The following is a 23,298-nucleotide window of genomic DNA, read 5'->3' as shown; positions in this document are numbered from 1 at the left end:
GCCCGGGGACGACGAAGCGGTGTCGGGTGGATACGCTCGACGGGTGGATGAACCTCTGATCGAACGCATGCGCCAGTACGGTGAGACGATCTTCGCCGAGATGACGCGCCTGGCCGTGGAGACCGAGTCCGTGAACCTCGGGCAGGGTTTCCCCGACACCGACGGTCCGCGCTCCCTCCTGGAGAGCGCCTCCCGCAACATCCTGGCGGGGGTGAACCAGTACCCGCCGGGGCCGGGCCGGGCCGAGCTGCGCGAGGCGGTGAGCCGTTACCGCTCCCGCCACTACGGCCTGGAGTTCGACCCGGAGTCCGAGGTGTACGTGACGGTCGGCGCCACGGCCGGGATCGCCGCCTCGATGCTGGCCCTGGTGGAGGCCGGGGACGAGGTGATCGTCTTCGAGCCGATGTACGACTCCTACGCCGCGACGATCTCCCTGGCCGGAGGGGTGCGCCGCCCGGTGACGCTGCGCTGCGACCCGGAGAGCGGACGCTTCACCTTCGACCCGGCCGAGCTCCGCGCGGCGGTGACCCCGCGCACCCGGCTGATCCTGGTCAACACCCCGCACAACCCCACCGGCACGGTGTTCACGCCCGCCGAACTGGAGGTGATCGCCGGGGTGTGCCGCGAGCACGACCTGCTCGCGGTCACCGACGAGGTGTACGAGTTCCTCACCTTCGACGACCGCCAGCACGTGCCGCTGGCCACGCTGCCGGGTATGCGGGAGCGGACCCTGTCGATCTCCTCCGTGGGCAAGACGTTCGCCGTCACCGCGTGGAAGACCGGCTGGGTCACGGGCCCGGAACCCCTGGTCCGGGCCGTGCGCACGGTCAACCAGTTCCTCACCTTCTCCGCCAACGGCGCGCTTCAGCTGGCCATCGCGGACGCGTTGGACAACGAGGGGGAGTGGATCGAGCGGCAGCGGCTCGCGCTCCAGGGCAAGCGGGACCGGCTCGCGGCGGGCCTGACCCGGGCCGGGTTCGACGTGAGCGTCTGCGAGGGCACCTACTTCCTGATGACGGACATCCGCCCGCTCGGGTACGCGGACGGCGTGGACGTCGCCCGCTCCCTGCCCCGCCAGGCGGGCGTGGCGGCGGTCCCCGCGAAGGTGTTCTACGACCGCGAGGACGAGGGACGCCATCTGTTGCGCTTCGCCTTCTGCAAGAAGGACGAGGTGCTCGACGAGGCGGTCCGCCGCCTGACCTCCTGGCACGGCTGGGTGAACTGAGCGTCGTTGCTCGCCGCCCCCTCCGGTCCGCGTCGAGACGGACCGGAGGGGGCGGTACCGGCTGGGGCTCAGGGGGTGGGGGATCTTCGGGCCTCGTCGCGGGCGTCGATGATCTCGATGAGGCGCGCCTCGGCGTCCGGGCCCGGACTGACCCGGGGGAGGCGCCACATCAGGGCGGCACCGCCGATCCACCAGACCAGGACCATGACCCACTCGTGGGGCCAGCCCAGTGCGGCGGGCATGCCCGGCAGGTAGAGCAGGAAGAGGCCGAAGGCCAGCACGAAGGCGGCGACGCCGGTGGGGGTGCCCGCGCGGACCCGGAACGGGCGCTCCATCTCCGGTTCACGGCGGCGCAGCACCAGGAAGCACACCACCACCGTCAGGTAGGCCACGACGATGTTGAGCCCGCCCGCGTTGACCAGCCAGACGAGCATCGGGCGGCCGAAGAGCGGGGCCAGGACCGAGAGGGCGCCGATGAACAGCACCGCGTTGGCGGGGGTGCGGAAGCGCGGGTGCAGCTCACCGAACCAGGAGGGGAGCATCCGGGACCGGGCCATCGCGTAGATGAGGCGGCTGCCTCCGATGAGGAAGGCGTTCCAGCTGGTGAGCAGACCGGCCACGCCGCCCAGGACGAGGAGGTTGCCCATGGCGGCGCTGTTCCACATGGCGGCCATGGCGTCGGCCGAGGCGAGCTCGGAGCCCAGGAGGTCGGCGGAGGGCATCCCGGCTCCGGCGGTCAGCATCACCATCACGTACCAGGCGGTCGCGCAGAAGACCGAGACCACCAGGAGCGACCCGACCAGGCGGTGGGGCAGTTTGATCTCCGAGGCGGACTGCGGGATGACGTCGAAGCCCACGAACAGGAACGGGACGGCGACCAGCACCACGAACATCCCGGAGACCCCGCCGGTGAAGAGGGGTTCCATGTGCGCGGCGGAACCGCCCACGAAGGCGCCGGTGAGCATCGCCACGCCCGCCGCCAGCAGGAACAGGACGGTGACGCCCTGGAACACGCTGGCCGGTCTGATCCCCACGTAGTTGAGGGCCGTCATGGCCACCGCGCTCAGCACGCCGATGGCCACGAGGCTGGCGTGGACGTCGTACCCGGCGATCGTCCACAGGTGGCCGACCTCGATGTTCGGGAAGAGGTAGACGAGGGTCTGGGGGACGGCGACCGCCTCGAAGGCGACCACCGAGACGTACCCCAGCACCATGGCCCAGGAGGCGACGAAGGCGCCCTTCGGGCCGATGGCGCGCATGGCGTAGTGGTGCTCACCGCCCGCGTGTGGCATGGCGGAGACCAGCTCGGCGTAGGTGAGGCCGACGAGGGCCATCACCACGCCGCCGATCACGAAGGCCAGCGCGGCGCCGCCGCTGCCCGCAGCGTCGATGAAGTCGCCGGTCAGGACGATCCAGCCGAAGCCGATCATCGCGCCGAAGGCCAGGGCGAGGACGTCGGCCCTGCCCAGGACCCTGACGAAACCCGGACTCGTGTTGGACATGGAGGGGGCTCCCAACGGTCGTGCCTGTGTCGGGGGACACACGTGTGGGGGACAAGAGAACACGTGGCGGGCCCGAGGTGAAGTGCCGTGCTGGCCAGGGGCTCCGCCGGGGTTGTACAGAGTGGCCGGTGGTGGGTTGATGGGTTCTCTCAGGAGAACAGGAATCCGGGGCACGCGAAAGCCCCGGGGCGTCGCCTGTGGACGACTCCCCGGGGCCGGTGCGAACGGGTCAGCGCTGGGGTTCGAACCAGACCGCGCCCAGCGGCGGCAGGGTGATCTCGGCCGAGAACGGCTGCCCGTGCCACTCCTGGTGTTCGGCCTCGACGGACGCGGGCGCCTCGTGGCCGGAACCGCCGAAGCGCGGCTCGTCGGAGTTGAGCACCGACGTCCAGCGGCCCTCGGAGGGCAGGCCCACACGCCAGTTCGGGCGGGGCACCGGTGAGAAGTTCACCGCGCACGCCAGCACGGAGCCGTCCTCGCCGTGGCGCAGGTAGCTCAGGGTGTTGCCCTCGTGGTCACCGCCGTCCAGCCAGCGGAAGCCCGCCGGGTCGGTGTCCAGCGACCACAGTGCCGGACGCGGCCGGTAGGCGTCGTTGAGCGCCCTGACCAGCCGCTGCGCCCCCGCGTGGTGCTCGAACTGGAGCAGCCACCACGGCACGCCCTCCTCGTGCGACCACTCGTCCCCCTGGGCGATCTCGCCGCCCATGAACAGCAGCTGCTTGCCCGGGTGCGACCACATGAACGACAGCAGCGCCCGCAGCGTCGCGGCGCGCTGCCACTCGTCACCGGGCGGCTTGTTGAACAGCGCCTGCTTGCCGTGCACCACCTCGTCGTGCGACAGCGGCAGCACGTAGTTCTCGCTGTAGGCGTAGACCATGGAGAAGGTGATGTCGTTGTGGTGGTACTTGCGGTGGACCGGCTCCTTCTTCACGTACTCCAGGGAGTCGTGCATCCAGCCCATGTTCCACTTCAGCCCGAACCCGAGCCCGCCCTGGTCCACGGGCTGGGTCACGCCGGTGTAGGCCGTGGACTCCTCCGCGATCATCGCCACGTTCGGGTTGCGCCGGTAGACCGTGGTGTTGAGCTCCTTGAGGAAGTCGATCGCCTCCAGGTTCTCCCGGCCGCCGAACGCGTTCGGTTCCCACTGCCCGGAGTCCCGCGAGTAGTCGAGGTAGATCATCGACGCCACCGCGTCGACCCGGAGGCCGTCGACGTGGAACTCCTCCAGCCAGTACAGGGCGTTGGCGACGAGGAAGTTGCGCACCTCGGTCCGCCCGTAGTTGAAGATCAGCGTTCCCCAGTCGGGGTGCTCGCCGCGCCGGGGGTCCGGGTGCTCGTACAGCGCCGTGCCGTCGAACCGGGCCAGCGCCCACTCGTCCTTGGGGAAGTGCGCGGGCACCCAGTCCAGGAACACCCCGATCCCGGCCCGGTGCAGGGAGTCCACCAGGTGCCGGAACTCGTCGGGGCTCCCGAAGCGCGGCGTCGGCGCGTAGTACGACGTGACCTGGTAGCCCCACGAACCGTCGAACGGGTGCCCCGCCACCGGCAGGAACTCCACGTGGGTGAAGCCGAGGTCGACGACGTACTCCACCAGCTGCCCGGCCAGCTCCCGGTAGTCCAGCCCCGGCCGCCAGGAGCCCAGGTGCACCTCGTACACGCTCATCGGCGCGCGGTGCGGCTCCACGCCCTTGCGCTCGGCCATCCACTGCTCGTCGGTCCACACGTGCTCGGAGGTGGTGACCACCGACGCCGTCGCCGGAGGCACCTGGGTGCGGCGCGCCATGGGGTCGGCCTTGTCCCGCCAGTGCCCGTCGGCGCCCAGGACCTGGAACTTGTACAGGTCGCCGTCGCCCATGCCGGGCACGAACAGCTCCCACACGCCGTTGGCGCCCAGGCTGCGCATGGGGTGCGCGATCCCGCTCCAGTAGTTGACGTCCCCGATCACCCGCACGCCCCGGGCGTCGGGCGCCCAGACGGCGAAGCGCGTGCCGGGGATCTCGCCCATGGGGCTCTCGACCGTGGTCGTGTGCGCGCCGAGCGCCCGCCACAGCTCCTCGTGGCGGCCCTCACCGATCAGGTGCAGGTCGAGCTCGCCCAGGGTGGGGCCCGCCCGGTAGGCGTCGGCCTCCACCCGTTCGGGGCCGCCCTCCTCGTAGCGGACGGCGATCCGGTAGTCGGCGGTGCGGGCGGGGAGCCGGGCGGAGAAGACGCCCCGGTGGCGGTGGGTCAGCCCGACCCTGGTGCCGTCGGGCAGGACGGCGTCCACCTCGACCGCTCCGGGGCGTAGGACCCGCAGGTCACGGCCGTGCAGACCGAGAACCGAGTGCGGGTCGTGGTGCCAGCCGTCCACGACCCGGTCGAGTTCGGCGGCCAGCTCGGCGGAGACCGCGGCGGGTGTGCGGGTCCGCTTGGCCGCGGGCTTCTTCGCGGTCTTCCCCGCCGAGCCCTTCCCCACCGAGCTCTTCCCTGCCGCACCCTTCGCGGCGGGCTTCTTCCCGGTGCTCCCGGCGGCCGACGCCTTCCGGGCCGCCGGAACCTTCTTCTCGGTGTTCCCGGCGGTGGACTTCCCGGGCGTCGCCTTCGTGCTCCGGGCCGCCGTCTCCTTCTTCGCGGCCGAGGGCTTCGCCTTCGTGTTCCGGGTGGCGGCCTTCTTCGGCGCCTCCGCCGGTTGCTCGTCGGCTGTCGCGGACTTCCTGGTCGTGCGCGGTGACAATTCGACTCCGTGATGACTCGTGGTGGTCGGATGGCGGGAGGCGGTGAAGCGATGGCTCGGGCCGGAACGGCGGACGGGGCGGCCGCCGTTCGCGAACGGCGGCCGCCCCGCTGGTCAGCCGGGCACCCGTGGCGACCCGGCGGCGGTGGCGATGGACTCCAGTGGCACCCGGAGCCAGTTGGGCCGGTTCCGGGCCTCGTACAGCACCTCGTAGACGGCCTTGTCGAACTCGAAGGCCCGCAGCACGGTGAGGTGCTTCTCCGGATCGGCGCCGCCCCCGTCGGCGTAGCCCCGGCAGAAGGCCTCCCTGTTGCGCCGCGCCCAGTCCCGCGCGGCCCACGCGAGGTCGGGGTCGTCGTCCTGTTCGACCAGCAGGAACCCGGCCGCGTAGTCGAAGGAGCGCAGCATCCCGGCCACGTCCCGCAGCGGGCTGGACAGCCGCTGGCGCTCGCGCACCGACACGGTCGGCTCGCCCTCGAAGTCGAGCAGCACCCACCCGGACGCGGGCCGGATGACCTGCCCCAGGTGGTAGTCGCCGTGCACGCGCTGGATCGGCAGCGGTTCGTCCAACCCGGCGAAGTCCGCGTAGGCCTCCATCACCCGGGGAGCGTGCTCCGCCAGCTCGGGGACCTCCGCGCTGGCCATGGCCAGGCGCTCCACCATGGCGTCGGCCAGTTCGCCCGCCGCGTTCGGTGACAGCACGTCGGTGGGCAGTGCTTTGGCGAGGGAGCTGTGCACCGCGGCGGTGGTGCGCCCCAGCCGGGCGGACTCCGCGCTGAAGTCCGCGTTCGCGCCGTCCAGCAGCGTGCGGACGTTGGCCGTGGCCATCACCCACCCGTCCGTGGCGTCCGGGACGAAGGTCTGGAGCAGGGCGAGCGTGGTCGGCGTCGAGTGGCCGGACAGGTCCGCCTCGATCCACCCGCACGGGCGCGCCACGTACGGCGAGCCGGACAGCGCCATGTTGAGTTCCAGGTCCGGGTTGCGGCCCGGCCAGAGTCTGCGGAAGGTCTTGAGGACGTAGTCCCGCCCGTACACCAGGGAGGTGTTGGACTGTTCCCCGGTGAGCAGCCGCCCCGGGCCGATCGCCTCCACGCTGGCGCCCGGCAGGGTACGGAACCGCACCCGGCCGCGCCGCTCCGCGTCCCCGCCGCGGGTGAACCGCTCCAACAGCAGCGCCGTGAGCTGCGGGTCGTGCGCGGCGTCGTACACCACCCGTGGGCGGCCGCCCGAGACCTGGCACACGCCGATGGCGGCGCGGGCCAGGTCGGGCGGCAGGGACCGGGGCGGGCGCGAGCCGAGCAGCACCTGGTAGCGGGAGTTGAGGCCGCGCTGCCCCGCCTGCACGACGAGGACGTTCAGATCAGGTCCGCCGGGACCGGCCGAGACCAGGGTGTACCTGCTCTCGATCCGGACCCGCTGGATCGGTATCCCCTTGCCGGAGAACCATCGTTGCCGGGGAAGCCAGACCGCCAGGAGTTCTTCTAGCTGCGACATCTCAGTAAGGCCCGTGTCCCTTCCCGCCACCGTCCCCGGGTCGCGCGCCGGACGCGGTGGTGGACGCGGTGTGGTGGCCGGTGTCGAAGGCGTTCCGGGCGCTGACCCCCGCCGAGGGCAGGCCGTAGGTGGGGGCCTCCTCACGGTCCCCGGCACCCGGCGCGGCGGCGCGCTCGGCAGGGAGCTGGAACCAGTAGAAGCCGTGGCCGGGGAGGGTGAGCAGGTACGGCAGCTCACCGATCTCCGGGAAGCTCACCCCGCCCACGCACTCGACGGGGCTGACCCCGGCGTACCGGGACAGGTCGAGCTCCACGGGCTGCGGGTGCCGGGACAGGTTGTTCACGCACAGCATCCGGTCGTCGCCGTGTTCCCGGATGAACGCCAGCACGCTGGGGTTCGTGGCGTTCAGCTCGGTGAACTCCCCGGTGCCGAACACGGGGTGGCGCTTGCGGATCTGGATCATCCGGCGCGTCCAGTTCAGCAGCGACCCCGGGTTCTCGCGCTGCGACTCCACGTTGACCGCCTGGTAGCCGTAGACCGGGTCCATGATCATCGGGAGGTACAGGCGGGCGGGATCGCTCCGGGAGAACCCGGCGTTGCGGTCGGAGTTCCACTGCATGGGCGTGCGGACGGCGTCCCGGTCGCCCAGCCAGATGTTGTCGCCCATGCCGATCTCGTCGCCGTAGTACAGGACCGGCGACCCGGGCAGGGAGAGCAGCAGCGCGGTGAAGAGCTGGATCTGGTTGCGGTCGTTGTCCAACAGGGGCGCGAGCCGCCGCCGGATCCCCACGTTCGCGCGCATGCGGGGTTCCTTGGCGTACTCGGAGTACATGTAGTCGCGCTCCTCGTCGGTGACCATCTCCAGGGTCAGCTCGTCGTGGTTGCGCAGGAAGATCGCCCACTGGCAGTTGCGGGGGATCTCCGGGGTCTGGGCCAGGATCTCCGAGATCGGGAACCGCTGCTCCTGCCGCACCGCCATGAACATGCGCGGCATCAACGGGAAGTGGAAGTTCATGTGGCACTCGTCGCCGCCGGACTCGAAGTCACCGAAGTAGTCGACGACCTCCGACGGCCACTGGTTGGCCTCGCTCAGCAGCACCCGGTCCGGGTACAGGCGGTCCACCTCGGCGCGCACCCGCTTGAGGAACTCGTGGGTCTCCTTGAGGTTCTCGCAGTTGGTGCCCTCGCGCTCGTACAGGTACGGCACGGCGTCCAGGCGGAACCCGTCGATGCCCAGGTCCAGCCAGTAGCGCAGGACCTCCAGAATCGCCTCCTGCACCGCCGGGTTCTCGAAGTTGAGGTCCGGCTGGTGGGAGAAGAAGCGGTGCCAGTAGTACTGGCCACGGACCTCGTCGTAGGTCCAGTTGGACGTCTCGGTGTCGACGAAGATGATCCGGGCCTCGTCGTAGAGCTCGTCGCTGTCCGACCACACGTAGAAGTCGCCGTAGGGGCCGTCCGGGTCCTCCCGCGAGGCCCGGAACCACGGGTGCTGGTCGCTGGTGTGGTTCATGACCAGGTCGGTGATGACCCGGATGCCTCGGCGGTGGGCCTCGTCCAGGAGCTCCACGAAGTCGGCGGTGTTGCCGAACTCGGGGAGGATCTTGAAGTAGTCCGAGATGTCGTACCCGCCGTCTCGCAGCGGCGACTCGTACATCGGCAGCAGCCACATGCAGTCGATGCCCAGCCACTGGAGGTAGTCCAGCTTCCGCACGAGCCCGGTGAGGTCACCGGTGCCGTCTCCGTTGGAGTCGAAGAACCCGCGCGCGAGTACCTCGTAGAAGACGGCGTGCTTGAACCAGTGGGGATCACTGGTGCCGCCGGTGGACATGAGCGGGCCGGTGGCGGCCCCGGTGGCCGGGGCGAGCGGACCGTGTTCGGCGTGCTCGTGGGCGACGGGTCCGGGCTCGTCGTTGCTCATCTACTGCTCCCCACCAAGAATGTTCGACGTCGGATCAACAGGCTTTTCGCACGATGGAGGGGGCGGCACCCGGTCCGGGTGTCCGCCCGCCTCGCCAGGGCCCGTCATCTGCCGTGGACGGTGAACACGTGCGCCGGTCCGGTCGCCGGGTCGAGCCGGACGTAGTTGTCCGCTCGCCAGGTGTACGTTCGGCCGGTCAGTTCGTCGGTCACCCTGAGGTCCTCCTCCCACGTGCGGCCGATCGACGGCAGGTCCAGGTGCACCGTGGCCTCGCGGGCGTGGTGCGGGTCGAGGTTGACGACGGCGATCACGACGTCGTCGGGCTCACCGGGGGCGCCGGTCCGGTGCTTGGAGAAACACACGAGTTCGGGCCGGTCCACCTGGTGGAAGCGCAGGTTGCGGAGCTCGCGCAGGGCGGGGTGGGCCCGGCGCAGCGCGTTCAGCCGGGTGACCAGCGGGGCGATGGTGTCCCCGGACGCGTCGGCGGCGGCCCAGTCGCGCGGCCGGTACTGGAACTTCTCCGAGTCCAGGTACTCCTCGCTGCCGGGCGCGGCGGGGGTGTTCTCGCACAGCTCGAAGCCCGAGTAGATCCCCCAGGTGGGCGAGAGCAGCGCCGCGAGCACCGCGCGCGCCTCGAAGGCGGGGCGGCCGCCCTCCTGGAGGTACGCGTTGAGGATGTCCGGGGTGTTGGTGAAGAGGTTGGGGCGCAGGTAGTGCGCGGTCTCCTGACTGAGCTCGGTGAGGTAGTCGGTGAGCTCGTCCTTGCCGTTGCGCCAGGTGAAGTAGGTGTACGACTGGTGGAAGCCGACCTTGGCCAGGGTGCGCATCATCGCGGGGCGGGTGAAGGCCTCCGCGAGGAAGAGCACGTCCGGGTCGTGCCTGGCCACGTCGGCCAGCAGCCGCTCCCAGAAGGCGACCGGCTTGGTGTGCGGGTTGTCGACGCGGAAGATCCGCACACCGTGGTCGATCCAGTGCCGGACCACCCGCAGGCACTCCCTGTAGAGGCCCTCGAAGTCGTGGTCGAAGCAGAGCGGGTAGATGTCCTGGTACTTCTTCGGCGGGTTCTCGGCGTAGGCGATGGACCCGTCCGCCCGCCTGCTGAACCACTCCGGGTGCTCGGCCACCCAGGGGTGGTCGGGGGAGCACTGGAGGGCCAGGTCGAGGGCGATCTCCAGACCGTGGTCACGGGCCTCGGCCACGAAGGCGTCGAAGTCGGCCAGGGTGCCCAGGCCCGGGTGGACGGCGTCGTGGCCGCCGTCGGCGGAGCCGATCGCCCACACCGAGCCGGGGTCGCCCGGTCCGGGCTGGAGCGTGTTGTTGCGGCCCTTGCGGTGGGAGTCCCCGACGGGGTGGATCGGCGGCAGGTAGACGACGTCGAAGCCCATGTCCGCGATGGCGGGCAGGCGCTTGGCGGCGGTGGCGAAGGTGCCGGAGACCTCCTGGCCGGGGGCGGTGTCGACCTGCGCCCCCTCCGAGCGGGGGAAGAACTCGTACCAGGAGCCGAAGAGGGCGCGTTCGCGGTGGACGACGACCTTGGTGCGCTTGGAGCGGGTGACGAGTTCGCGGAGGGGGTTGCGCTCCATCTCCGCGAGGACCTCGTCGGTGACGGCGGCCCCGAAACGCTCCAGAGGGGCACGGGAGGTGTCGCGCAGCGTCCTGGCGGCGTTGTTCAGGGCGGGGGTGCGGGGGGTGCGCCGACCGGCCCGGGCGAGGAGGCGGGCACCCTCCTCCAGGACCAGCGCGGTGTCGGTGTCCAGGGGGAGCTTCACGCGTGCGACGTGGAGCCAGGTGGCGAAGGGGTCGCTCCACGACTCGACCGAGAAGGACCAGTTCCCCTCACCGGGAAGGCTGATCTCGGCCTCGTACCGGTCGGTGCCGGGGGCCCGCTCGCGCATGGGGACCAGCGCCTCGCGGCGGCCCCGGGGGGAGTGGACGACGACGCCCGCGGCGAGGGAGTCGTGGCCCTCGCGGATGACGGTGGCGGACACGGTGAAGCGCTCGCCGGGAACGGCTTTCACGGGCCCCAGGCCGTTGTCTGGAGAGATGTCGAGGATGGGCAGTCGTCCGATCACTGGCTACACCGTCATTGTCGTGGTTCGGGCGTTATGGGATGGCGCGCACAAGGATCCGCGCATAAATAACCGGGAGTTAATCAAAGGAAAGACGGAGTTAACGAAGGCTCGGTTCGGAATCTGTCCGGATTGCGGCTTCGGTGCCCTCCGCTGTCTATCGTCGGCCCTCTAGTGGGGTTTGGCAGAGTGTCGAGGCCGCAGAATTAATGTGATCCTCGCCACTCTAGGCGAGGGCGCAAAGACCTGGTATTTGCCGCGATTCACCTCGGTGAACCTCGCATTGCGGGCATACGACATCAAGCGATTCAGGCGCCTCTGTGGTTGTTTTCGTATTCCCCGTCATGAAAATTCCGAAAATTCAGGTCACATGTTGGCGGAGGGGCGGTGTTGGGTAGGGCTGTTCAAATGTGAGGAAGGGCAGCCGGGCTGCATTCCGGACATTCACGTGTGTCCGACGGGTCCCCTGGGAATCATTCGTCCCATATCCGGACCGCCTGCCTCCTGTCTCTCCGGCCTCCTGCGTCGAATCATCTTGACGTCGAGTAAAGGGATGGTTGGTTTCGGATGATCCATCCGGGCATGCGTGCCATGCACGATCTGCCAGCTTTGCCGTGGATTGAGGAAGGTTTTCGCTAACACGCCTGATTTGACGGACTTCCCTTTGCGTAGCGGCTGCGAGTCTGGGCGTCGCAGTGTTCGTGTCGCGCGGCGAGCGGACAGCACACGGCCGTAGGGGGGCGACGTGACGGAGTCGAACCAGGGAGGTCCGTTCCTGGAGGCGATCCGGGGGTTCCTGAAGCACGACCAGCCGCAGGACCGGCGAGAGGCCCTGCTCAGACTCTCCGGGCTCGGGGCCGTCGCCGGGCTCCTGTCAGCGGCCCTGGTCATGCCCTGGGTGGGCGGTGTCGGACTGGTCGCGCGGGACGCGGCCGCGGGGTTCATGTCCCTGCCCGGCGATCTGGACGTGCCCAGCCTGTCCTCCCGGGTCCTGCTCACCGCCGACGACGGCACCCCCTTCGCGGAGGTCGCCGAACGCGAACGCCGCGTGGTGGGCCTCGACGAGATCAGCCCGTGGGTGGGCACGGCCCTCATGGCGATCGAGGACGACCGTTTCTACGAGCACAAGGGCCTGGACCTGCGCGGTGTGATCCGCGCCGCCGCCCGCACCGCCCAGGGCGACACACAGGGCGGCTCCACCATCACCCAGCAGTACGTGAAGAACCTCCTCATCGAGACCGCCGAGACGGAGGAGGAGGTCGAGGGCGCCAGCGCGCAGAACCTGGGCCGCAAGCTGACCGAACTGCGCTACGCCATCGACGTCGAGGAGCGCCTCACCAAGGACGAGATCCTGGAGGGGTACCTGAACCTGTCCTACTTCGGCGCGGGGGCGCACGGCGTGGAGGTCGCCGCGCAGCGGTACTTCTCCGTCCCCGCCGCCGACCTCGACGCCGGGCAGGCCGCCATGCTGGCCGGTCTGGTGCGCGCCCCCTCCTTCTACGACCCGCTCAACAACCCCGACGAGGCGCTCGAACGCCGCAACCTCGTGTTGGACCGCATGGTGGCCACCGACGCCCTCAGCGCCGACGAGGCCGAGGCACACAAGGAGAAGGGCCTGGGGATCGACTCCAGCCCGCGCGGCGGCAGCTGCGCGGAGAGCGACTACCCGTTCTTCTGCGACTACACGATGCGCTGGCTGCGGAGTTCGGACCTGATCGGGGACACCGTCGAGAAGCGCGAGCAGCGCATCGCCCAGGGCGGGCTGATCGTGCGGACCACGCTCGACACCGCCGCGCAGGACGCGGCCCAGGACGCCGTCGACAAGCGGGTCCCGCACGAGGACTCCACGAAGTTCGCCGCCCAGGCCATGGTCGAGCCCGGTTCCGGGCGCGTGCGCGCGCTCGTGCAGAACCTGCGGTACGGGTTCGACGACGAACGGGTCGGGACGACCTCCCTCAACCTCGCCGTGGACCAGGAGGACGGCGGGTCCCTGGGGTACCAGGCCGGATCCACCTTCAAGACGTACACGCTGGCGGCGGCGCTGGAGAAGGGCCTGGGGTACGGGACCAGCTTCGCCTCGCCCAAGAACCTGTCCGTCAGCGGCATGGCCGACTGCGAGGGCACGAGGATGTCCTCGTGGAGCGTCCGCAACGCGGGGGAGAGCGACGACGGCAGCCACAACATGATCAGCGCGACCAAGGGGTCGGTGAACACCTACTTCGCGCAGCTCCAGAAGCGTGTGGGCCTGTGCGAGACCTCGGAGATGGCGGAGAAGGCCGGGGTGCACCGCGCTGACGGCGGCGACCTCGGGGTCTGGAGCTCCTTCACCCTCGGGGACCAGGAGGTGTCCCCGCTGACCGTGGCCGCCTCCTACGCGACCTTCGCCGCGAGGGGCGAGTACTGCGAGCCGCGCCCGGTGCGCATGGTGACCGAGGAGGGCACCGGCACGGAGTTCAAGACCACCTCGGAGTGTGAGCGCACGGTCCAGCAGAACGCCGCCGACGGGGTCAACCACCTGCTCCAGCAGACCTTCGACGGGGGCACCGCCAAGGGTCTGGACCTGGGGCGTCCGGCCGCGGGCAAGACCGGGACCACGGACGGGGCCGCCTACGCCTGGTTCGCCGGGTACACGCCGAACCTCGCCTCGGCGGTGGTCGTGGGCGACGTGCGCGGCGGTGAGGAGAACCCGCTCCAGGGCGTGACGATCGGCGGGCAGCACTTCGAGATCGTCTACGGCGGGACCCTCCCGGGCCCGATCTGGCAGGAGAGCATGCGCGGCGCCACCAAGAACCTGCCGTCGGACACCTTCGCGGGGTCGCCGGGCGCCTTCGGTGACCCGAAGACCGAGCCGCCCGAGCAGCGGGGCGGCGACGGGGACGACGAGGACGAGGAGGGCGGCGGGGGCTCCGAGGACGCGGAGGACCTCGCGGACGGTGCGGGCGACGACGAGGGAACCTAGGGGCGTGTCCCGGGGATCGTTCCCCGGCGCCGCCGCCAGCGGCGAGGCATCCGAACAACACGTCCTGGACGCGCCCCCGGACGCGTCCCCGGGCGGCGCCTCGGCCCGGTGGCCACGGGATACCGGTGACCGCCGGGCCGGGTCGCGGGCCGCCGTCCCGATCCGTACCGTCATCCGGTTCTCACGATCCGTGGTCTGGACCTTGACAGGTCTAGACCACTCTTGCTTAGGTGACGTCACCCCCCCGCGGCGCGCGGTCGGACGCAGCGCCGCACCCTAGGAGTGTGATCACGTGATCCGACGTCTCCTGAGTCAGCTCGCCGCGCTCGGCGCGATCGCGGCTGTGCTCGTTACCCTCCCGGTGGCCGCCGCGCAGGCGGCCACCGCCTGCGCCACCGCCTGGAGCTCCTCCTCCGTCTACACCGGCGGCGGCCAGGTCTCCTTCGAAGGCCGCAACTACACCGCCAAGTGGTGGACGCAGAACGAGCGTCCCGGAACCTCGGACGTCTGGGCCGACCAGGGCCCCTGCGGCGACGGCGGAGGCGGTGAGCAGCCGGGCCCGAACGACTTCGTCGTCAGCGAGGCCCAGTTCAACCAGATGTTCCCGAACCGGAACCCCTTCTACACCTACTCGGGCCTCACCACCGCCCTGAGCTCCTACCCGGGCTTCACCAACACCGGCAGCGTCGAGGTGCAGCGACGCGAGGCCGCGGCCTTCCTGGCCAACGTCAGCCACGAGACCGGCGGGCTGGTGTACATCAAGGAGATCAACGAGGACAACTACCCGCACTACTGCGACCTGAGCCAGCCCTTCGGCTGTCCGGCCGGCCAGTCCGCCTACTACGGCAAGGGCCCGATCCAGCTGAGCTGGAACTACAACTACAAGGCTGCCGGTGACGCCCTCGGCATCGACCTGCTGAACAACCCCTACCTGGTCGAGCAGGACGCCTCGATCGCCTGGCGGACCGGACTCTGGTTCTGGAACACCCAGTCCGGTGCCGGGACGATGTCGGGGCACACCGCCATCGTCGACGGTCACGGCTTCGGCGAGTCGATCCGCTCCATCAACGGCTCGATCGAGTGCAACGGCGGCAACCCCGGACAGGTGCAGAGCCGCATCAACACGTTCACCCAGTTCACCCAGATCCTCGGCACCACCACGGGGTCGAACCTGAGCTGCTGAACCCCGGGTGCCGTGAGGCACCCCTGACGGCACCCGAGCGGGGGTGCGACCGGCGACCACCGCCGGGCGCGCCCCCGCTTCTTCGTGTCCCGGAGGAGGGAAGGTCTTCACCGCGCGTCCTGTTTGCCCCATAATGGAGCCAATCCGACAGGGGAGCGCGTGAGCGCTGAGAGTGCGGCACCCGGCCGCAGACCCTTACACACCTGATCTGGGTCATGCCAGCGAAGGAAGTCGTAGGAAACCGCCGTCGTGCGTGCGTCAGCGCGCGCCCGACCGGCGCTCTTGGCCACATGGGCCCTCGTCACCCCGACGAAGGGACACCAACCATCATGAGTACCGAAAACCGCGGGACCGGCACCGGAGCCACCGCCGAACCCGGGGGCCCCGTCCGGGAGGTCCTCGCGAAGGCCCGGAGCTGGCGCACCGTCGACATCGTCGTCGCCGCCGTCATCGGCGTCGCGGTCGGCGTCGTCTTCTGGCTGTGGAACATCGTCTGGTCGGTCACCACACCGCTGTTCGTCGCGTTCCCGCCCGGGCAGGCCGTCGTCTACGGCATGTGGCTGATCTCCGGCGTGCTCGGCGGCCTCATCATCCGCAAGCCCGGCGCGGCCCTGCTCACCTCGATCGCCGCCGCCTCGGTCTCGGCCGTGCTGGGCACCCAGTGGGGGGTCATGGTCGTCGTCGACGGCACCCTCCAGGGACTGCTGCCCGAACTGGTGTTCCTCGCCTTCGCCTACCGGCGCTGGAACATGGGCGTGGCCGTGCTCGCCGCCGCCGTCGCCGGACTCTCCCCGGCCATCCGCGACAACATCGCCTACAACGTCACCTGGCCGATCGAGTACCAGCTCACCTACGGCGTGATCGTGGTGCTCAGCGCGGCCGTCATCGCGGGCGTCGGCGCGCGCCTGCTCACCACCGCGCTGGCCAGGTCCGGCGCGCTGGCCCCCTTCCCCTCGGCCAGGGGCTGACCGTGACACGACCCAACGCGCGAGGGGCGCGCGTCGAACTCTCCGGCTGGGGATGGAAGCACTCCGGCCGTGAAACGCACGCCCTGCGCGGGGTGGACCTCACCGTCGAACCGGGGGAGCGGGTCCTGCTGCTCGGAGCCTCGGGCGCGGGCAAGTCCACCCTGCTGCACTCCCTGGCCGGGCTCACCGGTGAGGACGGCGCGATCAGCGGGGAGCACGAGGGCTCGCTGCTGGTGGACGGAGCACCCGCCGACCGCGGCCGGGGCGGCGTCGGGCTGGTCAGCCAGGACCCCGAGACCCAGCTCGTGATGGCCCGGGCCGGGGACGACGTCGCCTTCGGACTGGAGAACCTGGGGGTGGACCCCGAGCACATCTGGCCCCGGGTCGAGCGCTCCCTGACGGAGGTCGGCTTCCCCTACGGCCTCCGGCACTCCACGGGCGCCCTCTCCGGCGGGGAGAAACAGCGCCTGGTCATCGCCGGCGCGCTGGCCATGCGGCCGCGCCTGCTGCTCCTGGACGAACCCACCGCCAACCTCGACCCCGCCGGGGCGGTGCTCGTCCGCGACCTGCTCTCCCGCCTGCTCCACGAGACCGAGGCCACCCTCGTGCTGGTCGAACACCGGGTGGCCGACGTCGTGGACCTGGTGGACCGGGTCGTCGTGGTCGAACCCGGCGGGGGAGTGATCGCGGACGGCACCCCGGAGCGGGTGTTCGCGGAACACGGCCGTTCGCTGGCCGACCAGGGCGTGTGGATCCCCGGGAACGAACCCGCCCCCGAGCTCACACCCGGGCCCGGCGGCGCACCGCTGGTGGAGACCGTCGGCGTCACCGCCCGCACCCCCTTCCAGGTGGGCGTGCGCGCCGCACCTCGGAGGACGGTGCTCGACGACGTCGACGTCACCCTGTCCGCCGGGACCGCCACCGCCCTGACCGGACCCAACGGCGCGGGCAAGTCCACACTCCTGACCATGCTGGCCGGGCTCTCGCGCCCGCACCGGGGCCAGGTCCTGCCGCGCGGTCCCCTGGCCGAGGCCGACCGGCGCCCGCTCGTGCGCTGGCCCGCCCGCCGTCTGGCCCGGCACGTGGGAACGGTCTTCCAGCACGCGGAGGACCAGTTCGTCACCGCCACGGTCCGCGACGAACTCCGCTTCGCGCCGCTGCGCGCGGGGATGGGCGAGGCCGAGACCGACTCCTGGGTGGGCGAGCTGATGGAGCGGCTGCGGCTGACCCGGCTGGCCGAGGTGCACCCGTACACGCTCTCCGGCGGGGAGAAACGGCGCCTGTCGGTGGCGACCGCGCTCAGCTCCGGTCCCTCGCACGCCCCGGACCTGCTGGTGCTGGACGAACCCACCTTCGGCCAGGACACCCGAACCTGGACGGAACTGGTGGAGCTGCTCGGCGCCCTGCGCGCCGAGGGGCGGGCCGTGGTCATGGCCACCCACGACGAACTCCTCCTGCGCCGTCTGACGGACGTGGAGGTACGGGTGGCCGAGGGGCGCGCGGTGCCCGTCGAGGCGGCCCGGTCCGCGACGGCCCGAGAGGGGGACGCGTGAGTTCCCGGAACACGGACCGCACGGTGCCGCCCCGCGCCCTGGGCGGGGACACCCTCACCCTGGACGTGCCCGAGGGCGGCGGTGCCCGCTACTGGCTGACCGGCCTGAACCCGGCCGCCAAGCTGCTGGCCGCGCTGATGATCGGTATCGGACTGATCCCGGCGGTCGACGCCGTCACCGGCGGCGTCGTGCTGCTCGCGGTGCTGGTCACCGTGCCGTTCAGCGGAGTGGACCGGCGCACCCTGCTGGTCCTGGGCGGGCCCTTCCTGCTCATGGGGCTCAGCAGCGGCGCGGTCAACTACCTGTACGGCGAGCAGGGGCTGGAGGGCGCCGTGGGCGCGGCGGTGCGCCTGCTGGCCATCGCCCTGCCCGGACTGCTCGCGGCGATCAGCAGCGACCCCACGGAGATGTCCGACGGCCTCGTGCAGCGGCTCCGGGTGCCCGAACGCCCCGCCATGGGCGTGCTCGCCGCGCTGCGGCTCATCCCGCTGCTCGCCGACCAGTGGCGGACCATCACCCTGGCCCGTCGGGCGCGGGGCCTGGAAGCCGGACGCAACCCCCTGCGGATCGTCTCGCTGTTCTTCGGGCGGCTGTTCGCGCTGCTGGTGCGGTCCATTCGGACCGGGACCCTGCTGGCCACCGCGATGGACGCGCGGGCCTTCGGCACCGGACCCCGCACCCACGCGCGGTACAGCCGCTGGCGGGCGGCCGACACCCTCCTGCTGGCGGGCACCGTCCTGCTGTTGGTGGCCGCCTACGCCCTGTCGGCCCGCCTGGGGACCCTGGTGCTGCTCTTCCGCTGACGCGGGTGGTTAGGTAAGCAGCGGACACTGACGTCGAAGCGAAGAAGGTGGAGAACGTGAGCGAGTTCGTGCGCGTCGAGGCCGACCCGGAGAACCCCGGTGTGGCCGTCATCCGGATCGACCGGCCCAAGGCGCTGAACGCGCTGAACGGCACGGTCACCCGGGAGATCGCGGAGGCGGCCGCCGCCGTGTCCGCGGACCCCTCCGTGCGCGCGGTGGTGCTCTACGGCGGTGAGCGGGCGTTCGTGGCCGGGGCCGACATCAAGGAGATGGCCGACCTCACCCACGCCGGCATGCTGGAGTACTCGCGGGCGCTCCAGAACGCTCTCACGGCGGTGGCCCGCATCCCCAAGCCCGTGGTCGCGGCGATCAGCGGCTACGCGCTGGGCGGCGGCTGCGAGCTGGCTCTGTGCGCCGACTTCCGGGTGGCGGGCACCAAGGCCCGGCTCGGCCAGCCCGAGATCCAGCTGGGCGTCATCCCGGGTGCGGGCGGCACCCAGCGGCTCCCGCGCCTGATCGGTCCCGCCCGCGCGAAGGACCTGGTGTTCAGCGGACGCCACGTGCGGTCCGACGAGGCCCGGGAGATCGGCCTCGTGGACGAGGTCGTGCCCGACGAGGAGGTCTACTCGGCCGCCGTCGCCCTGGTCGCGAAGTACGTGGACGGTCCCGCCGTGGCGCTGGCCGCCGCGAAGGAGGCGATCGACCGGGGGCTGGAGACCGACCTGGACACCGGCCTGGAGATCGAGCGCCTGCACTTCTCCGGCCTGTTCTCCACCGAGGACCAGAAGGCCGGGATGAAGAGCTTCGTCGAGCAGGGGCCCGGCAAGGCCACCTTCGTCGGACGCTGAGCCCGGCTGTGACCGGCCCCCCAGTCCGCCTCGGCGCCTGGGGGGTGTCCGCGCAGTTCGGGGCGGGTAGTGTCAGTGCGTCCATCCCGGCGTCCCGCCTCGGGCACCTGCCCCGGCTCGCATCACCTCGTCGCCACTTCGACTCCTCGTCGCGTCGACCGGCGGCGCGGGACCCTGGGAAGACGTCCGGAACCGGCCAACCGGGACGGGGGACGGGGAACCGCCCGCGTGGTTTTTCCGTCATACTCGTCAATGGTCGTCCGAGGACGGACGGTTCGCCCGGAGTCCCCGGTGGCGCGTGTGGCGCCCACACCCCTCCGGCGGGACCGAACAGACCGCAGGCCCCTCGGAGGGGCCACACAAGCCAATGTTGACCCATCCCCCCGGCCGATAAGCTGGACGTGGTGGTATGTGGTCTTTTGAGGGGATGAGTTCTCGATGGCAATGTCGGCAGGTTTCCCCACGGGTGAAGAACTGCCGGAGCGCATCGGCCACTACGTCATCCGCCGCCGCATCGGCGCCGGCGGCATGGGTGTGGTGTACCAGGCCGAGGATCCCCGGACCGACCAGTTCGTCGCGGTGAAGGTCCTCAAGCCCGAGGTCGCCGGTGACCACATCGCACGCGCCCGGCTCGCCCGCGAGGTCGAGACGATGCGCCGTGTGCAGAGCCCCAACGTGGCCGAGGTCATCGACGCGGACACCCAGGCCGAGCTGCCCTGGGTGGTCACCGAGTACATCCCCGGGCCCACCCTGGACGCCACCGTCACCGACCACGGCCCCCTGCGCGGCCGCGCTCTGACCCGCTTCGTCACCGGCATGGCCCGGGCGATCAAGGACATCCACGCGGTGGACGTGATCCACCGCGACCTCAAGCCCGGCAACGTGATCATCTCCAACGGTGAGCCGATCGTCATCGACTTCGGCATCGCGCACGCCGTGGACGGCGCCAAGCTGACCCAGACCGGCACGTTCGTCGGCACGCCCAGCTACCTGTCCCCGGAGGTCATCGAGGGCACGGACCTGGGCCCCGCCACCGACGTGCACGCCTGGGGCGGCACCGTCGCCTTCGCCTCGACCGGACGCCCGCCCTACGGCGCCGGTTCGTTCGAGGTCATCTTCTTCCGCATCCTCAACGGTGAGATCGACATGGACGGGATGCACGAGGCGCTGCGCCCGCTCGTCAACCGCGCGGTCTCCCGCGACATGTCGGCCCGTCCCACCGCCGCCGAACTGGTGGCCGAGACCGGGCGCCTCAACCTCGACCTGCCCTGGACCGAGCCGACCGGCGGCATGCCGTCGGCCGGGCAGACCGGCGGCCACACCGTGCACGCCCCCGCTCCCACCCAGAACCCGGCCGCCTCGGGCGGCCACGGAGGCACGGGGATCGGCGGAGCGGCGGCGGCCGGTGCGGCTGGCGCGGCGCTCGGCGGTGCCGCCGGGTACCTCGCGGGCCGGGCCACCGACGGCTGGGGCCCCGCGCACACCAGCGGCGGCAACCCGACCAACACGGCCAGCGCGTGGGCGAGCCCCTCGGCACCGCAGACCAGCCACGCGCGCTCCGGCGGTTGGACCGCCGACGACGCCACGGACGACCTCGGCGGCGGTCGGCCCGCCACGGGTTCGGGCTGGAACACCGACGACGAGGCCACCAACGACCTCAACGGCGCCCGTTCCACCGGCTGGGGCACGGACGCGGAGGCCACGGACGACCTCAGCGGCGGGCGCGCCGCCGCGACGGGCTGGGGGGAGCCGGACGAGGCCACCGACGACCTGTCGTCCCACCTGCCCGGCACCGAGCGGATCACCCCGGGGTCCTCCGACGACCTCCACGACCCGCAGGGGACGGAGCGCATCCGGCCCGGCCGGAACGACATGCAGGGCACCCAGCGCTTCGAGCCGGGGGAGCTGGGCCGCCAGGACGACGTGCACGGCACCCAGCGCTTCGAGCCGGGCGAGCTGGCGCGCAGGGACGACCCCGCCGGGACCATGATGATGGGCCAGGCGGAGGCCTCCCCCCAGCGGGCCGAGTCGGACGGGGCCCCGCAGACCCAGTTCTTCAACTCCCCGCTGGACCCGAACGCCTTCCAGGACATCCTGACGCCGGTCGGCCAGCAGGGCCGGGCCAACAGCACGCAGGAGTTCGACGAGGAGGAGTTCCAGGAGCGCGGCGGCCTGCTCGGGCGCTTCCGGCGCGGTCGCGGCGACCGGGTCGGGGACTACTTCCGGGGCGACGGCCAGGGCGACGAGTACGACGAGGACGACGAGTACTACGACGAGTCCTGGCGGATGCACCCGCTGGTGCTCATCCCGATCATGGTGGCGCTGGCCGGGGTGGCCCTGTGGTTCCCGTGGATCGGCATCATCCTGGGCATCGTGGTCATCGCGGGCCTGGGTGCGCTGGACGTGGTCAAGTCCGAGCACGCGCGGCGCCTCCAGACGCGCGGGCCGCGCAACTCCGACGGCATGGTGGTGGCGCTCAGCTTCCCATGGGCGTTCGGACGCATGGCGCTGCGCACGGTCGGGTTCGGCCTGATCTACCTGTTGGGCGGCATCCTCGTCGGGATGGTCTACGCGAGGATCATGGACGTGCCGGGGGAGGGCGCCAACTACACGGGTGCCTTCGCGGTCTTCATCATGATCCTGCTGAGCTACATCATGCCCAGCGGGCGTGAGGCTCGTCACCAGGCGGTCTGGCTGGTGGAGCGGGCCCGGTTCGGCAACCTGTACGTCTACGTGGGCGTGGTGGTGGCCATCGTGCTCGTCACCATGTTCATCCTCTCCATCGGGCTGTCCTCGGCGCCGATCTGGACCACGGGGCCGCTCACCGGCCCCTCCGACTGGTTCAGCTAGACGAGGAACAGACCGAGGACGCTCCTTCTCCCCGCCGGGAGGGGGAGCGTCCGTCGTTCGGCGGCGGTGTGCCCGCCAACGGCGTGGAACCGGTCACTAAGGTGGGTGTGGGGGTTCCGCGCCCCGCCGGGGTCGGCACTGGTGACCGCCGTCCGGTGGGCCCGGCGACGGTTGTCGTCCGGGTTCTGGTTAGGGTTTCCTAAGTCGAACGTGGGGGCGCGGGTTGGCCTTCAAGCTACTAGCGAGTAACATCTCTGCTATGAGCACACGGGCGGGTCGGATGTAGACGTGTACACCGGACCCGCCGTCGGATGACCGAACGGCATTCGGCATTGTTGGCAGTATCGGGGCGCGCCAGCGTCCACCCGCCTGACGGCGGATATGGGAGTGCAGGGAGGTCGGCCACCGGCCATGAATATTGTCGTTTTGGTCAAGCAGGTCCCGGACACGGCGACCGAACGGAAGCTCAACGCCGATGACAAGACGCTGGACCGCGCAGCGTCCGACGGCGTCATCAACGAGCTCGACGAGTACGCCATCGAAGAGGCGCTCCTCCTCAAGGAGAAGCACGGTGGCGAGGTCACCATCCTGACGATGGGCCCGGACCAGGCCACGGACTCGATCCGCAAGGCCCTGTCCATGGGCGCCGACAAGGCCGTCTTCGTCAACGACGAGGCGCTGCACGGCTCCGACGCGATCCAGACCGCCTACGCGCTCGCGCAGGCCCTGGGCACCCTTGAGTTCGACCTCGTCGTCCTCGGCTCGGAGTCCACCGACGCCCGCACCGGTGTCATCGGTGCCGCGCTCGCCGAGTACCTCGGCCTGCCCCAGCTCACGCTGGCGGGCAAGGTCGACGTCGACGGCGGCGCCATCAAGATCCAGCGTCAGACCGACTACGGCTACGACGTCGTCGAGGCTCAGCTCCCGGCGGTCGTCTCCGTCGTGGAGAAGATCAACGAGCCCCGCTACCCGTCCTTCAAGCTGATCATGCAGGCGAAGAAGAAGCCGGTCGACAAGAAGTCCGCGGCCGACGCGGGCATCGACACCGGCAAGGTCGGTCTGGCCAACGCCACCACCGAGACCGTCGACTTCGCCGCCGCGCCGCCGCGCGCCGCGGGCACGATCGTCAAGGACGAGGGCGACGGCGGTACCAAGGCCGCCGACTTCCTCGCCGAGAAGAAGTTCGTGTAGGTCAGGCGAGAGACTCAGGAAG

The 23,298-nt window shown here is 70.9% G+C and carries 15 protein-coding genes and 1 riboswitch; of the genes, 10 read left to right on the top strand and 5 right to left on the bottom strand.

Annotation, left to right across the window (positions count from 1 at the left end):
* The first annotated feature begins 43 nt into the window (after positions 1-43).
* Positions 44-1,225: a pyridoxal phosphate-dependent aminotransferase gene (locus AC0VYM_RS23825; protein ID WP_475455755.1), complete on the top strand. Its 1,182-nt coding sequence runs from the start codon at positions 44-46 to the stop codon at positions 1,223-1,225.
* Positions 1,226-1,293: 68 nt separating this feature from the next.
* Here the strand turns inward: AC0VYM_RS23825 and AC0VYM_RS23820 are convergent, their stop codons facing one another.
* A complete protein-coding gene (locus tag AC0VYM_RS23820) occupies positions 1,294-2,727 on the bottom strand; it encodes an APC family permease (protein WP_475455754.1) in 1,434 nt (477 codons plus the stop codon).
* Between the two features lie 229 nt (positions 2,728-2,956).
* Positions 2,957-5,101, bottom strand: a complete 2,145-nt coding sequence (glgB, locus tag AC0VYM_RS23815; RefSeq protein WP_475463194.1) for a 1,4-alpha-glucan branching protein GlgB — start codon at positions 5,099-5,101, stop codon at positions 2,957-2,959.
* Positions 5,102-5,135: 34 nt separating this feature from the next.
* Here glgB and AC0VYM_RS23810 point away from each other — a divergent pair, with 34 nt between their 5' ends.
* On the top strand, positions 5,136-5,453 hold the full coding sequence (locus tag AC0VYM_RS23810) for a hypothetical protein (protein WP_475455752.1): 318 nt from the start codon (positions 5,136-5,138) through the stop codon (positions 5,451-5,453).
* 101 nt (positions 5,454-5,554) lie between these two features.
* Here the strand turns inward: AC0VYM_RS23810 and AC0VYM_RS23805 are convergent, their stop codons facing one another.
* From AC0VYM_RS23805 to AC0VYM_RS23795, 3 genes are all read right to left on the bottom strand, one after another.
* Positions 5,555-6,934: a maltokinase N-terminal cap-like domain-containing protein gene (locus AC0VYM_RS23805; RefSeq protein WP_475455750.1), complete on the bottom strand. Its 1,380-nt coding sequence runs from the start codon at positions 6,932-6,934 to the stop codon at positions 5,555-5,557.
* A gap of 1 nt (position 6,935) precedes the next feature.
* Positions 6,936-8,852, bottom strand: coding sequence for a maltose alpha-D-glucosyltransferase (gene treS, locus AC0VYM_RS23800; protein WP_475455748.1), 1,917 nt, complete (start codon positions 8,850-8,852; stop codon positions 6,936-6,938).
* Positions 8,853-8,956: 104 nt separating this feature from the next.
* Positions 8,957-10,924: an alpha-1,4-glucan--maltose-1-phosphate maltosyltransferase gene (locus AC0VYM_RS23795; RefSeq protein ID WP_475455746.1), complete on the bottom strand. Its 1,968-nt coding sequence runs from the start codon at positions 10,922-10,924 to the stop codon at positions 8,957-8,959.
* A gap of 742 nt (positions 10,925-11,666) precedes the next feature.
* Between AC0VYM_RS23795 and AC0VYM_RS23790 the strand changes: the two genes are divergently transcribed.
* The 8 genes from AC0VYM_RS23790 to AC0VYM_RS23755 all read left to right on the top strand — a co-directional run bounded on the left by AC0VYM_RS23790 (position 11,667) and on the right by AC0VYM_RS23755 (position 23,276).
* The gene (locus AC0VYM_RS23790; protein WP_475455744.1) at positions 11,667-13,880 is read left to right on the top strand and encodes a transglycosylase domain-containing protein; all 2,214 of its coding nucleotides are present in this window, start codon (positions 11,667-11,669) and stop codon (positions 13,878-13,880) included.
* Positions 13,881-14,172: 292 nt separating this feature from the next.
* A complete protein-coding gene (locus tag AC0VYM_RS23785) occupies positions 14,173-15,063 on the top strand; it encodes a glycoside hydrolase family 19 protein (protein ID WP_475455742.1) in 891 nt (296 codons plus the stop codon).
* Positions 15,064-15,202: 139 nt separating this feature from the next.
* Positions 15,203-15,310: riboswitch (TPP riboswitch) on the top strand.
* A gap of 82 nt (positions 15,311-15,392) precedes the next feature.
* Positions 15,393-16,031, top strand: coding sequence for an ECF transporter S component (locus tag AC0VYM_RS23780; protein WP_475455740.1), 639 nt, complete (start codon positions 15,393-15,395; stop codon positions 16,029-16,031).
* A gap of 2 nt (positions 16,032-16,033) precedes the next feature.
* On the top strand, positions 16,034-17,584 hold the full coding sequence (locus tag AC0VYM_RS23775; protein WP_475455738.1) for an ABC transporter ATP-binding protein: 1,551 nt from the start codon (positions 16,034-16,036) through the stop codon (positions 17,582-17,584).
* Positions 17,581-18,387 (top strand): energy-coupling factor transporter transmembrane component T family protein, encoded by an 807-nt coding sequence (locus tag AC0VYM_RS23770; RefSeq protein WP_475455736.1) that lies wholly within the window; start codon positions 17,581-17,583, stop codon positions 18,385-18,387. The genes AC0VYM_RS23775 and AC0VYM_RS23770 overlap by 4 nt, the downstream gene beginning before the upstream one ends.
* 47 nt (positions 18,388-18,434) lie before the next feature.
* A complete protein-coding gene (locus tag AC0VYM_RS23765) occupies positions 18,435-19,235 on the top strand; it encodes an enoyl-CoA hydratase/isomerase family protein (RefSeq protein ID WP_475455734.1) in 801 nt (266 codons plus the stop codon).
* Between the two features lie 438 nt (positions 19,236-19,673).
* Positions 19,674-22,085, top strand: coding sequence for a serine/threonine-protein kinase (locus AC0VYM_RS23760; protein ID WP_475455732.1), 2,412 nt, complete (start codon positions 19,674-19,676; stop codon positions 22,083-22,085).
* Positions 22,086-22,496: 411 nt separating this feature from the next.
* Positions 22,497-23,276 (top strand): electron transfer flavoprotein subunit beta/FixA family protein, encoded by a 780-nt coding sequence (locus AC0VYM_RS23755; protein WP_475455730.1) that lies wholly within the window; start codon positions 22,497-22,499, stop codon positions 23,274-23,276.
* The last annotated feature ends 22 nt before the right edge of the window (positions 23,277-23,298 follow it).

Source organism: Nocardiopsis sp. iso_237 (assembly GCF_056173345.1).
Note: the sequence above shows the minus strand (reverse complement) of the source record. Positions and strands in the feature narration are given on the sequence as shown.

Coding starts and splice junctions, on each gene's coding strand:
- AC0VYM_RS23820 (WP_475455754.1), bottom strand. CDS start 2,727: ATGTCCAACACGAGTCCGGGTTTCGTCAGGGTCCTGGGCAGGGCCGAC.
- AC0VYM_RS23805 (WP_475455750.1), bottom strand. CDS start 6,934: ATGTCGCAGCTAGAAGAACTCCTGGCGGTCTGGCTTCCCCGGCAACGA.
- treS (WP_475455748.1), bottom strand. CDS start 8,852: ATGAGCAACGACGAGCCCGGACCCGTCGCCCACGAGCACGCCGAACAC.
- AC0VYM_RS23780 (WP_475455740.1), top strand. CDS start 15,393: ATGAGTACCGAAAACCGCGGGACCGGCACCGGAGCCACCGCCGAACCC.
- AC0VYM_RS23760 (WP_475455732.1), top strand. CDS start 19,674: ATGGCAATGTCGGCAGGTTTCCCCACGGGTGAAGAACTGCCGGAGCGC.
- AC0VYM_RS23755 (WP_475455730.1), top strand. CDS start 22,497: ATGAATATTGTCGTTTTGGTCAAGCAGGTCCCGGACACGGCGACCGAA.